We start from the raw sequence: 13,305 nt of genomic DNA, 5'->3' as shown, positions 1-13,305 counted from the left end.
CAGCATTTATTACCCGTCAACCTAAGTTTGAATCTTTCTTCGCAGTTGAAATGATGTTTCTTGGTAATACTGAAGCGCTCGCTGTTTCGAGTTTGCAATTGAAACAGATGAAAGCTCAACGTTTGGTAACCATTGCCATGATGTCGATGAGTTGTGTGACGGCCTCAATTCTGGGTGCTTACATGCAAATGATGCCCGGCCAGTATGTCATTGCCGCAGTGCCAATTAATATTGTGAATGCAATTATTGTGACGATTATTTTGAATCCTGTTACGGTGACACCTGAAGAAGATGTTATTGCTAAAATTGGTAGCAGTGCGCAAGTTGCTGAAAATACGCAAACAACTGATCCAAGTGGCTCCGAAGAATTAGCTGAAGATCAAGTTAAGGCTGATGCCAAACCTAAAAAAGAACCATTCTTCTCATTCTTGGGTGATTCAATTTTAGGTGCCGGTAAACTGGTTTTGATTATTTTAGCGAACGTGATTGCCTTTGTGGCGTTAGCTAAATTAATCGATTCTGGCATGCAGTTAATCGCACCTTGGCTAACTTTGGAAAATATTTTGGGAGTTATCATGTTCCCATTTGCTTGGCTTTTAGGATTAGATGTGCCAACAGCCTTCAAGTTTGCCCAATTCATGGGAACCAAATTAGTTACCAATGAATTCGTGGTGATGGGAAAAGTTTCACCTGTTGTGCAATCTTATGCCCCTCATTTCAAAGCAATGTTGACTGTCTTCTTAACTTCGTTTGCGAACCTTTCAACTACCGGAATGGTTATCGGAGCGTTCAAGGGAATCGTGGATCGTAAAAAGAACGATGTGATCTCTAAAAACGTGGGCTACATGCTGTTATCTGGTGTGCTAGTTTCGTTAATGTCGGCCGGCGTGGTTGGCCTGTTTAGTTGGTAAAATGAGTAATAAAGTGACAGATATCTAAAAACTGTCACAAAACAATGTAAAAGTAGTGAATAATCGTGCCTTTGAGAAATTTTGGCAGAATATTCACTATTTTTTTACATATTTTTATAAAACGCTTACTTTATGTAAATGATAATTAGATCTAAATTATGGTTAATATAGATTAAATTTGCAATAAATATAAAACGCTTGCCATACTCAAATTAAAGTAATAGGAACCATAAGATTACTGTGATAAATTTGAACGTTGCCGTTTCGTGTTTTAGGAGGGATAGCTGTATGACCATTAGGAAGATCTACTCGGTTCTAATGGTTGGCTTGCTACTTTTTGGAATTGGGTACCCTGCCACGGGAGCCTTTGCCGAAGAAGATCAAACTGACCAGTTTAGAATTACGGAGACAGAACTAACGAACGAAAATGATGAAAAGTTGGAGGAGGTTGATGCTGATAAACAAGTGAATGCCAAGTTTCACTTGAAGATGACTGGAAAACAGGCACGAGAGAATGATGGTACAGTCCTGAAGTTGTTGGGAACCGACACATTAAAATTGTCGAGTACAACCCAAGAAATTACGCCCGAAGTTGTGAATGGCACATTTTCAACGGCACCTAAAATGAGTTATAAATATAGCTCTGAATTTAGTAGTTACATGTTGAAATGGAACAAGTCTGAATTTGAAAACATTGCAGATGATCAAGTGTTTGACTACGAAATCACCTTGCCGTTGGAAATTCAAACGATTGCGGAAGATTTTAAGGCAGATATCCAAATGCAGTTTAGTGGCTTAACGCAAGCAGTAAACTTTGGAAGCTTATCATTTTTAGCACCTGTTGAAAATGAAAAAGCAGAATCTGCTGATAGTACATCAACTGAAAAAGAATCAGAAACTGAATCCGAAACTAAACAGGATAGCAGTGAGAGCGAATCTGAATCAGATGATGCGGATGCCACAGATGCGACTTCAAAGGCAACGAAAGCTACAAAAAGTGGGCAAACTAAAACAACGCGACCACTAGAACAAATCCCAATTCCTACACTACCAGATAGAACAGGAAATCCATTAGGAATTGCAGCAAATTTCCATATTTTTGCGGAAAATTTTGCTAATGGGGGGCAAGCTCATACAAGTGGAAACATTGCGGTTAACTCATTAACAAGTCATGCCGAAATTGGTAATGAGAAGCGTGACACGCGTTGGCAAGAAACTAGTTATGTAAACTCATATGATGGTCGACGAGATCGAATTACTATGAGAGCTGCCGTTTTCGGAAATGACCATTCTTTGACTGATATTAATAATGGTGCACAAACTTTTTTGACTGGTGGACCATTAAATACAGGAAGAGTCGAATATCAGTATCAAAACTCTGGTAATACGATTACTGGAGCGGCTATCAATGGAAACTGGATTGATGTAACTAGTACGCTTACCACGCTTCATCAGACTCGTAACGAGTTAGCAAGAACTCCGTATGCAATTGATTTTGATGACACACGTTATCTGACAACAGATGGCAATAAGTTGACATTAAACTTTGAAGACGAAGCTGTACAAAACACTTTTGTTATCAAAGTAAGTAATGCGCAAATAGCAGGAAAAGAATTAGATATTAGATTACGAGATGATCAAAATTTAATTTTTATTGCGACGCCTCAAGCGGATGGCGGACTGGGCGCATCAGACATGAAAATTTTTGTTGATGGTGTAGGAGTTGGCTCTGACCCTGAAGCCGGAGAGAATCAAAGATTTAATTATTCAATTTTATGGGTAATTCCAGAAGATGTAAAAAAAGTTCAACTGGTGGGTAGTATATTCTTTGGATCGATTTTAGCACCAACTCAAGAAGTTACTAGTACAACGAACTTTAATGGAACAATTGTGGCTAACACATATACTGGCTCATCTGCCGAAACACATTCTTGGACGTACAATCCAACTACCGAGGTAGAACCCGAACCGGAAGAAACGAGATTAGTTCTACGAAAAACGATTGAAGGTAGTGACGAGAATAAACAAGAAAAATTCCAGTTTGTTATTACGAGATTAGATGAACCGAATTTTACAGGTGTTTTAAAAATGCGTGTTAGTGGTGAAAGCACAGATCGTGAGCTTCGATTTGTAAACGGGGAATCTGAGACAATTACCTTGGGACATGAACAGTTCGTTTCCTTAGTTGTACCAGATGGATCAAAATTCTCGATTGAGGAAACTGATGGTCCATTTACAAGCACATCAATTACATTTAACACGGATCCCGGAACAACTATTGATGGAAAATTCACTAGCAAAATTGTGATGGGAACCGTAGACAAAGGTGAGAGTCAGCTTGTAGATTATGTGAACAAATTTACCGAGGAAGAACCAGGAACCAAGGATCTTCAAATCAAAAAAACAGTCTCTGGTGCTGTTCCGGATGATACTAAGTTTAAGTTTGACTTGAAGATTGATCCCGCAAAAGAAGGTATCTATAAATACACAATTGGCAACGATGAACAGGAAATCACGTTTAATTCGGATGGTGAATCGACTTCTCCAATTGAACTTACCGCTGGTCAAACTGTCACAATTAAGGATCTCCCAGAAGATGCCAAAGTAACTGTGACAGAAGTTGAAGCAGATGGTTATAAAACGGACATCACATACAATAATGATACTCAAGAGAGTCAAAAATCGATTGAAATTGATCTCTCAGTCATTGATGGCGATTCAACATTAGTGACTTTCAATAATCATTTAACTGCACCAACTATGCCAATAACTGGTGGTATAGGTAACCTCATTATTATTCTAGTTGGCTTGATGGTACTGGCTTCCGGCATGTGGATGTATCGGAAAAAAGTGAGGTAGAGCAAATGGATAATTGGATTATTCTCCCACTGGTATTGGAACGGCGCGGATAAAATTTTTTCAACAAAGATAATAGAACAAGTTTTCAACGGCTGTAAGCAAAAAATCAAAGAGGGTAATAGCTAGAATACGAGGAGGAAGAATATATGAAATCAACGAAAAAAGGGCTCTTCAAGAAGCTCGGAGCAGGACTGTTGGTTATGGCAGCAATGGCACCATTAGCACTGGGAATGACTAGCGTGAAAAGCGTAAGTGCGGCAGAAACAGATGATAAGGTTACCGTCAGTTTGCATAAAATGATCAGAGGTAAAGACGCCAAAGATATTACAAATACTGGTGCTGAGTTAGATAATCTTGATGATTATACAAATTGGAATCGAGAAGACGATGGGGATGTTGCATTTTCTATCTACAGTGTAGATGCAGCCTTTGATGCCTGGAAAAAGAAAAGTACAACGCCATCATATGAAGATGATGGAAAAGCATTCAATGCATTTCAACAATATATTTTGAACTTTGACGGAGAACAAGATGAGTTGTTAGCTGATTTAGGAGTATCAGCTCCTATCCAGACTATTGATTCCAGAACATCTGAAATCAATGATAATCTGTTTAATTTTACCAATATTACAAATAACGGTAAGTATATGATTCTGGAAACATATATTGATACAGATCATACAACTTCTAAAGCAATTCCAACTGTTTTTAGTCTTCCATTAGCGGCTGCAACCGGAAAAACGGTGCATTTATACGCTAAAAATACGGTACCTAAAACGGATCCGGAATTAGAAAAGAAAATGGAAGATAAAGATCAACCAGGTGAATTTGAACTTAAAGAGAATATTGAATTTACCTTAACTAAAGATGGTTCGACTAACTTTGAACCTGTAGAAGCTTCTACTGATGAAAACGGTATTTTGAAAATTAAAAATTTATCAGCAGGTAACTATACATTAACGGAAACAGAAGTGGATGGTTATACGCCTGCAGTAATTAAGTTTAAAGTTTCACAAGGTAATATCTCAATTACCACCAGTACTCCTGATGACGTAACAGTAAATCAAGTAAATGGTGTTTGGACCTTTTCTGTAAAAAACTATTTAGTTTTTGGTGAAAAAGACTTTCTGAAAGTGGATGGAGACGATCGTAGTGCCTTAAACGGTGCTGAATTCTATGTAACCAATAATTCAACAATTGGAGCAGGAAAATATGCAAAATTTGAAGCCAATAAATTCGTCGGATGGGTAGATACAACAGAAAAAGCGACTAAGTTTACTTCAGGTGACACAGGAGTAAAGGGTGGCTTTAATATTCCATCAATGCCTTATGGCACATATTATCTTGAAGAAACAAAAGCTCCAGATGGATATGCACCATTAGATAAGACAATTTCATTTACAATTAGTGAAACTTCTGAAGCTGCTGCAGCAAAAGAAATCGAAAACTCAACATATGGTCTTCCAATCACTGGTGGTATGGGAATCTGGGTATTCGTCCTTATCGGTGCAGTATTGATGGGTGGATCTGGATACTATTACTACAAATCACGTAAAAACAAATTAGCTTAATCGCTAACTAATTTTTACCACATAAAGTTTCAACAATAAGGATGCTTGTTCATCCTTATTGTCATACATAGCTCAAAAAAATCTATTTTCCAAAGGAGGTGCTGGTCATTAAACGAAAATGGCTAAAACGAACACTCGCAACCCTAATATTTGTAATTGGTCTGAGCATTATTGTCTTTCCATTCGTATCGAATGCTATGTCACAACAGCAACAACATCGCATGATTGATACCTATAACTCTGTTTCACGACATAGCAAACAGGCTGTCGTAGTTTCGACCTCCAAACTTAATAAAACTTGGTCTTGGCTGAAGAATCCGTTTCAAAAATTTAACGTCAGAAAAGTGGATAAAAACAAAAAATCCAACGTAATGAATGGGATGCTGACGCAGGTGGAAATGCTGGGAACCATCAACATTCCTGGAATTGACGCTAAATTACCCATTTTTAAAGGTACTGATGATCTGCAATTAAGTGAAGGCGCTGGTCTTATGGAAAAAACGTCCTCGCTAGGCGGGAAAAAAGGCTCCCACAGCGTGGTCACGGCTCACCGTGGTTTGCCGGGAAGCAAGCTGTTCACGGACTTACCAAAAATGAAAGTTGGCGATCGGTTCTTCATCAACTCTAAAGGTAAAAAAATGACCTACAAGGTGGATCGCATCAAAACGGTCAAGCCAACAGAACTAGATAATTTTCAAAGGGATGATAACTATAACTATGTGACGTTGATGACCTGTACACCTTACATGATCAATACCCACCGTTTGTTAGTCCGGGGGCATCGCATTCCAAACGAAAAGGAACCGGCAGCAAAGAAACAAATTCCATGGTTGTGGATTGGTCTCGGTATCCTTGTAGCAGGTGGCGCAACATATGGTGGTTATCGTTGGTACAAACGCAAGAGCAGAAGAAGGTGAGCTAAATGAGCCGAAAACTAAAAGGATGGTTGCTGGGATTGATTTTCTTGTTTGGTTTACTGATCATGCTGATTGCGCTGTTAAGTGATCCGCTGATTCGTCACATGGGAAATCAAGAAGTGGATGATATGACTGCTGAAAAGGTGGAAGCAGCCAAACGAAAATCGGCTAATTTTGATTATTCAACAGTCAAAATGCTGAATCCAGTTAGCGTTAGTTTAGATGCTGTCCAAAATGCCGCTCAAAACGCCATACAGAGTGGCAATGCTTCTGAATATGCGTCGGTCGGCAAAGTTGCGATTCCTAATGTGTCGCTTCGATTACCCATTGGGAAAGGATTGGGCAATCAGGTCCTGTCACGAGGTGCCGGCACCATGTCGGAAGATCAACAGATGGGCAAGGGCAACTATGCCATGGCTGGGCACTATATGACGAATACGCGGATTCTGTTTTCACCTTTAAAACGGGTGCGGGTGGGCGACATGATTTACCTTACGGACATGAAAAAAGTTTACCGTTACCGTACCTACAGCAAACGGACCGTCTCCAAAAACGAAGTGGAAGTATTGCGAGATGTTCCTGGTAAAAAAGTGGTCACACTGATTACCTGTGCTTCGGCGAACTACAATGAACCAAATCGAATCGTGGTTCAAGGCGAACTTGTCGGCACCAGTACCAATTTAAACCGTTATAAAAATATTTTTGGGTAATACCAGAAGTGCTTTTTGATAATTGCGGAACGAATTTAGGGCTATTCAAATTGCGAGAAACCAGTACAATGGAACTAAGGAAACCAACTTTATGAGGAGGTCACAAACAATCATGACAACTAGAATAATTATGGACTGCGATCCTGGAATTGATGATGCAGCTGCCATCTCCGTTGCTTTGAACAATCCTGAGTTTGACGTTCGGCTAATCACGACCGTGGCGGGCAATGTCACAGTGGATAAAACGACGCGGAATGCGCTGAAACTAGTCCATTTCTTCGACAAAAAAGTTCCTGTAGCTAGTGGTGCCGAACAACCTTTAATTAAGCCGTTTGAAGATGCAGCAAGAATCCATGGGGAATCAGGGATGCCCGGTTATGATTTTGATGAATTTGTGGGTGAAACGGTAAAGCACTCTGCAATGGAGGCCCTGTATCTGACCATCATGCGTAGTTCAAAGCCCGTGACAATAGTGCCAACAGGGGCTTACACGAACATCGCCTTACTGTTAGCTGTCCATCCAGAAGTGAAGTCCAGAATTACCCGTATCGTGGCGATGGGTGGAGCACTTGGCCGTGGTAATATGACAAGTGCGGCTGAGTTTAATGTGTACACAGATCCTGATGCTGCGCGAATTATGTATAATTCTGGAATTCCGATTGTGATGATTGGGTTGGATGTGACGATGAAAGCCTTGTTGACTCCAAAAACCTTGGAGACAGTTTCCACGTTAGGAGAAGCAGGCAATATGTTGGCCTCAATTTTTAAACATTACTATGAAGGCCATGAAGGCGGCATTCCGATGCATGACGTGAATACGATTTGCTACCTCTTACATCCGGAATATTACCAAACGGTGAACTACTGGATTGATATTCAGACTAGTGGTCCCGCAATTGGTGAGACGGTGGCTGACATTCGTGGTGCCTATCATAATGGCCAAACAAATGCGGAAGTCGCAGTTGGCATTGATACAGATGACTTCAATCGTTGGTTTATTGAAGAAGTTCGGGCAATGAAGGTAGACTAAAACATAAAAAGTGATGGATGCGTAATTGAAAGGCTCCAATAAAGTTAGATTTTCGTCTAACTTTATTGGAGCCTTTCAATTTTAGAAAACAAAGGCATTTTTTGCGTACTTTCTTACTAGTGGTGGTCAGTCAGTAAAAACTCAGTGAATGAATTGTCTTTGCTTGTAAACACATTGTATATACGATACACTTTGCCTATAATAAACCAATCCTAATAAGAGGAGTGTATGCTTATGGCCGCAGATCAAACGATAAAGCCTCGTCAAGTGGGTAATTCCACAGTGTTGACCGTTCCCGCAAATATAAAATTAGACAAGGATGCCCGATATTTTGTTACCAAAGGGCCAAATGGAGAGATTGTATTTATGCCTAAGCTTAAAAATCCCTTTAAAGATCCAAAATTGTTGAAACAAATTAGTTCTCAAAAATCAGAGTTTGAGGACGTGAAAATGATTGGACGTGAAAAAGATGAATGATTATCCGCACTATCAGGACATTATTTATCTAAACTTTGATCCTTCACCCGGTAATGAGATTAATAAGAGACGTCCAGCCGTTGTGATTAGCATAACAGAATATAACAGACTGACAGGACTGTGTGTAGTTTGCCCGATTACACATACGAAGCATCGTTTTGGTTCGGTGAAAGTACATCATTCAAAAATCGACGGGTACGTAAATGCTTGGCAAATGTATTCTTTTGATTATTTTAAAAGACAAATGGAAAGAGTTGGCGAGCTTTCAACCGCGGACTTTAATCTTGTTATTCAGAATTACCAACAGATTTTGGGAAATGGCGTGAATATGTAAAGCTAGATGAAACGAAAGCAAAATTCTCTTTTTGAGAGAGCTTTGCTTTTTTGAAGAATTGACCAAATTTTTGCGTACTTGTGAGTTGTAGAATAATTTTTAACCCCCGATGTTATCCAAAAGTGAGTACATATAATCAATTAAAAATAATAAAAACGCAGATCTTTCTCTTGAGATCTGTGTTTTTGCATGATTATGAAAACTATTCAGCATTTCGTAACACTGTTTTCAACAACAGTAGTGTAAAATAGAAGTATAGGATCAAAATCAGATTAAGACTTGGAGTAATAATATGCGTCGGAGAACAATGCCATCCAAGATTTGGGACAGAGGGAAAAAGCTTTTTCAGGATGGACAAGTAAACATTGAGAATTTGGACGAAGAGCGACAGGTGGTGGAAGCCACAGTCTATGGTACTTATGCGTATGATGTATCTGTGGGACGAGATCCAGATAATGATAACTGTACTTGTCCATATTTTGCAGAAAATGGTTTCTGTAAGCATGTAGCGGCAGTAGTCGAACTATTTAAATTTGCAAAGGATCCAATCGAGACGTTATTTGATGTTAATCGCGATAGTTACGATGATGACGAGACAGACTGGACAGACCCTACAGTTGACTTTCCAGAGATAAAAATGGTGCACAAGCGAAAATCAATGGCTGATTTGGCAGGTGAGCGCTATTTACAGAGTATCGATTTGCCCGAAAAACGATACTTTACACCTTTAGCCGAAACAGTTCGGGAGCCGTTGGTGCTTGATGTTACTATGATGGTTGGCCAGTTAAGTCAGGGTTGGAACTACCCAGCTGAAAATCATCTCTTTCTTAGGCTCAGGGTTGCAAGAAAAACTGATAATAAATTTTATGTGGTGAATAATCTTAAACGTTTTTTGGCTGCATACATGGATGAGGGTGTCTATAAAACAGCCGGAAAAAATGAGTTTCAGTTGGGTGAAACTGTGTTTTCAGGAGCGGATAAGGCCTTAATAGATTTCATGACTGTGACCGGATTGCCTAGTTTCGATGGAAACGGAACGCTAGATATGAATAAATATTATCTTCTGGCGGATAGGGTAGTTCCTAAGTTTATTGAATTATGTAATGAATTACAAAACTTCCATTTTCAAAAAAGCGATCATCAATTTTTATTTGATAGTATTGAGTATCAGCCGTTTCATGCAAATAGCGGTTTGATTAAAGGTGCTCTTAAACCGGATGAAGAAGGATACGAGCTAACAATTCAAAGCGATTTTCAGGAATTGATCTTTGGAAGTGCAATTGTGATTAATCAAAATGTTTTTTATCAAGCTACTACACAACAAGCTATTATTATCAGTCGGATCGTTGATATGTACAATAACATCATGGGCGATGCTATGAATCGTGACCCCGCTGATGCAGGCTTTCAAATGCATTTTGACAAGAGTAAGGAAGCAGAACTGAAAAATTTCATTGAATTCTTCAAATTAATTGGTAATTTGGATGTATCAGCAGACTTTTTTGATAGTCAAATGACTCCCCATTTTGATTTGAGCAAACAAGACAACAATCTGCAATTGAAATTAAGTTATGACTACGGTGGTAAATTAATTGATAGTAAGGATATTGATCAGGTCCCTGAAAAACGCCGTAATACTGAAAAAGAGGATCAGGCTTGGGATTATTTGAATAGTCTTGGTTTTTATTTACGTAAGGATGTCTGGGTGAAGGCTTTCGATGATGCCGATGTAATGTTTAACTTCTTCATGCTGGAGTTGCCAAACATGCGTAAGAATGGTGTGGTAACGCTGAGTGATGACCTGAAAAACAGTTTGCATGATTCTAAGGATCTCGCGCCGAAAGTGAACGTTTCAGAAAAGGATGGTCTACTTTCAGTGAAGTTTTCGTTGCAAGGTGTCGACGAAAACGATGTGGATAGTGTCTTAGCACAGCTAGATTCGCAAAAACCATATATCACCCAGGCAGACGGCTCACTGGTCTTGTTGGACGATGAATTTCGTAAGGTCAGCAAGGCACTATTGAATATTCGCCAACAAGGGAAGTTTAAAAACGGGCAACTGAAAGTGCATGCTTCACAGGCGTTTGCGGTTCAAGCAGCCTTACAGGGAACCGCTAAGTTTGATGATAAGTTTAAACAACTTGCCGAAAACTTAGCACATCCGGAAAACTTTGAAATTAAAGCTTCTCACCCAGTACACGGCATTTTGCGGCCGTACCAAGCAGTTGGGGTGAAGTGGCTGGAGATGCTGGATAGTTATAATTTTGGCGGTATTTTAGCTGATGAAATGGGTCTTGGTAAAACGATTCAAATGATCGCATTTTTGTTGGATCATATTGATAAAGACAAGCCCGATCTAATCATTTCACCCGCTTCCTTAATCTATAACTGGCAAGAAGAGTTTACTAAGTTTGCGCCTGAAATTAAAACCCAGGTTGTCGATGGCAATAAGGCTAATCGCCGCGATTTGATTGAAAACGAACAAGCCGATGTGCTGATCACCAGTTATAATAGCGCGCGTTTGGACGTGACCGAGTATAATGATCGCAAAATTAATTATTTGGTGTTGGATGAAGCTCAATTTGTGAAGAATTCGAGCACCAAAACCAATCAGAGTATTCGAAAACTCAAACGAAAAAACACCTTTGCGTTGTCTGGAACGCCAATTGAAAATCGAGTCGAAGAATTGTGGGCGATTTTTGAAATTGTCATGCCTGGACTGTTACCTAGCCGCAAAGCATTCAAACAATTAACTGCCGATGAAGTGGCTGTGCGCGTCAAACCGTTTATTTTACGGCGGGAGAAATCCGTTGTGTTAAAAGATATTCCGGCGAAAGTCGAAACAAACTTATACAATGAACTGACACACAAACAAAAGACGGTTTATTTGGCCCAATTGAAACAAATGCAGGTGAAGGTTCAAGGGATGACCGGCGCAAACTTTGTGAAAAACAAGTTGGCTATTTTGGCTGGTTTGACGCGCTTGCGACAGATTTGTGATACGCCGGCTCTGTATTTAGATGATTATAAAGGTGATTCCGGTAAACTAGAGCAGTTAACTGAAATTTTGCGGCAAGCAGAAGAAAATAATCGGCATGTCTTGATTTTTTCGCAGTTTACCAGTATGTTATCGATTTTGGAAAACGAGCTGGATAAACAGCATTTGGATCATTATGTCCTGCAAGGAAGTACGAAACCTAAGGAACGCTTGGAAATGGTCAATGCGTTTAATGCCGGCGAGAAGAATATCTTTTTGATTTCGCTCAAGGCCGGGGGAACTGGTTTGAATTTAACTGGTGCCGATATGGTCGTGTTGGTCGATCTGTGGTGGAATCCGGCGGTTGAGGATCAAGCCACCGCGCGGGCCCATCGAATTGGTCAAAAGAAACAGGTGGATGTTTTCCGTTTAATTACGAAAGGGACCATCGAAGAACAAATTTATAAACTACAAGAAAAGAAACGAAATTTCGTAGATCAAGTGCTTAGCGGAACCGAAAATAAGGGCTCGTTAACAGAGGAAGAAGTTCGCTTGATTCTAGGAATTGAAGAAGGATAGGTGAAGCCAGCGATGGCTTTGCCTTTTTTGTATCCTGAATTAATCATTTAAGTATTTTAAAGAATGCAGTTATTGACCATGATGGGGTAATCAGCCATACTAGACACAATTATGTCAAAGGAGCTCATCGTTAAATGACTTGGTTATTAATTTTCTTCCCGGCAATGGTAGCGGGATTTGTGCAAGGCTTGACCGGTTTTGGCGCGGTCATTGTGATGATGACGATTTTTCCGTTCATTTTACCCATCGCTCCGGCAGCCGGGATTGCGGGTTTGAGTATGTTGGCCAGCATGGTGGGCTTGACCTATAGATATCGCCATGAATTTAAACTAAAACGAGTCGTGGTGCCGTTTATTATTTACGCGGCGGTGGCCACTTGGTCCGTCCATCTCAGCAGTGTTTTGGATACCCATGTGATGCGGGTGTTATTGGGATGTTTATTGGTGGCGTTGTGTTTGTATTTTATGCTGTTTAAAAACGCAGGTGATCGTAAATATCCATGGTACATAGCGGTTTGTTTTATGGTGATTTCTGGATTCTTTAATGGGTTGTTGGGGATTGGTGGCCCATTGATGGCTCTGTACTTTTTGTCGCTATCCACATCAATTCCGGAGTATACGGCCAGTATTCAAGGCTTTTTCTTAATTGACGCTTTTTACATTAACAGCGTGCGGGTCGCTAATGGCATTTTAGATGTGCATGATGTGCCTTACATCTTGGTAGGGATGATTGCCGCCGGAATTGGCACGATCCTTGCAGCAAGAGTTGCGAATAAACTAGATGACCAGACATTTAGAAAGTGGATTTACCGGTTTATTGGTTTGAGCGGGATTTATTATCTGTTTTTCTAATGAACGTGTTGCTTCCGATGGGCGTCTGTTTTGAATTGAAAAAATCTTTAAACTAAAAGTAAAAAATCCTAACCTCATATTGAAAATTA

The 13,305-nt window shown here is 39.8% G+C and carries 10 protein-coding genes; all 10 read left to right on the top strand.

Annotated features, from left to right (window positions below):
* The coding region (locus PPA04_RS08415; protein WP_147206789.1) for a nucleoside transporter C-terminal domain-containing protein at positions 1 to 911 on the top strand (911 nt) is incomplete at its 5' end.
* Between the two features lie 288 nt (positions 912 to 1,199).
* Complete coding sequence (locus PPA04_RS08410; protein WP_057784906.1) at positions 1,200 to 3,770, top strand: DUF7601 domain-containing protein; 2,571 nt, start codon at positions 1,200 to 1,202, stop codon at positions 3,768 to 3,770.
* A gap of 146 nt (positions 3,771 to 3,916) precedes the next feature.
* Positions 3,917 to 5,341, top strand: coding sequence for a SpaA isopeptide-forming pilin-related protein (locus tag PPA04_RS08405; protein WP_057784905.1), 1,425 nt, complete (start codon positions 3,917 to 3,919; stop codon positions 5,339 to 5,341).
* A 98-nt stretch (positions 5,342 to 5,439) separates the two neighbouring features.
* Positions 5,440 to 6,258: a class C sortase gene (locus tag PPA04_RS08400; RefSeq protein WP_186806977.1), complete on the top strand. Its 819-nt coding sequence runs from the start codon at positions 5,440 to 5,442 to the stop codon at positions 6,256 to 6,258.
* A 5-nt stretch (positions 6,259 to 6,263) separates the two neighbouring features.
* Positions 6,264 to 6,968 carry a class A sortase gene (locus PPA04_RS08395; protein WP_057784903.1) on the top strand — a complete coding sequence of 235 codons (705 nt, stop codon included), beginning with the start codon at positions 6,264 to 6,266 and terminating at the stop codon, positions 6,966 to 6,968.
* 112 nt (positions 6,969 to 7,080) lie between these two features.
* Entirely contained in the window at positions 7,081 to 7,998 is a 918-nt protein-coding gene (gene rihC, locus PPA04_RS08390) for a ribonucleoside hydrolase RihC (protein ID WP_057784902.1), read from the top strand.
* A gap of 234 nt (positions 7,999 to 8,232) precedes the next feature.
* Positions 8,233 to 8,475, top strand: coding sequence for a type II toxin-antitoxin system PemI/MazE family antitoxin (gene mazE, locus PPA04_RS08385; RefSeq protein ID WP_057784901.1), 243 nt, complete (start codon positions 8,233 to 8,235; stop codon positions 8,473 to 8,475).
* Positions 8,468 to 8,809, top strand: a complete 342-nt coding sequence (locus tag PPA04_RS08380) for a type II toxin-antitoxin system PemK/MazF family toxin (RefSeq protein ID WP_057784900.1) — start codon at positions 8,468 to 8,470, stop codon at positions 8,807 to 8,809. Before mazE ends, PPA04_RS08380 begins: the two co-directional genes overlap by 8 nt.
* A gap of 292 nt (positions 8,810 to 9,101) precedes the next feature.
* Positions 9,102 to 12,365 (top strand): DEAD/DEAH box helicase, encoded by a 3,264-nt coding sequence (locus tag PPA04_RS08375; protein ID WP_057784899.1) that lies wholly within the window; start codon positions 9,102 to 9,104, stop codon positions 12,363 to 12,365.
* Positions 12,366 to 12,499: 134 nt separating this feature from the next.
* Positions 12,500 to 13,216: a sulfite exporter TauE/SafE family protein gene (locus tag PPA04_RS08370; RefSeq protein WP_057784898.1), complete on the top strand. Its 717-nt coding sequence runs from the start codon at positions 12,500 to 12,502 to the stop codon at positions 13,214 to 13,216.
* Positions 13,217 to 13,305: the final 89 nt, after the last annotated feature.

The sequence above is a fragment of the Pediococcus parvulus genome, from assembly GCF_007990205.1.
GTDB lineage: Bacteria > Bacillota > Bacilli > Lactobacillales > Lactobacillaceae > Pediococcus > Pediococcus parvulus.
Note: the sequence above shows the minus strand (reverse complement) of the source record. Positions and strands in the feature narration are given on the sequence as shown.

Coding starts and splice junctions, on each gene's coding strand:
- PPA04_RS08410 (WP_057784906.1), top strand. CDS start 1,200: ATGACCATTAGGAAGATCTACTCGGTTCTAATGGTTGGCTTGCTACTT.
- PPA04_RS08405 (WP_057784905.1), top strand. CDS start 3,917: ATGAAATCAACGAAAAAAGGGCTCTTCAAGAAGCTCGGAGCAGGACTG.
- PPA04_RS08395 (WP_057784903.1), top strand. CDS start 6,264: ATGAGCCGAAAACTAAAAGGATGGTTGCTGGGATTGATTTTCTTGTTT.
- rihC (WP_057784902.1), top strand. CDS start 7,081: ATGACAACTAGAATAATTATGGACTGCGATCCTGGAATTGATGATGCA.
- mazE (WP_057784901.1), top strand. CDS start 8,233: ATGGCCGCAGATCAAACGATAAAGCCTCGTCAAGTGGGTAATTCCACA.
- PPA04_RS08380 (WP_057784900.1), top strand. CDS start 8,468: ATGAATGATTATCCGCACTATCAGGACATTATTTATCTAAACTTTGAT.
- PPA04_RS08375 (WP_057784899.1), top strand. CDS start 9,102: ATGCGTCGGAGAACAATGCCATCCAAGATTTGGGACAGAGGGAAAAAG.
- PPA04_RS08370 (WP_057784898.1), top strand. CDS start 12,500: ATGACTTGGTTATTAATTTTCTTCCCGGCAATGGTAGCGGGATTTGTG.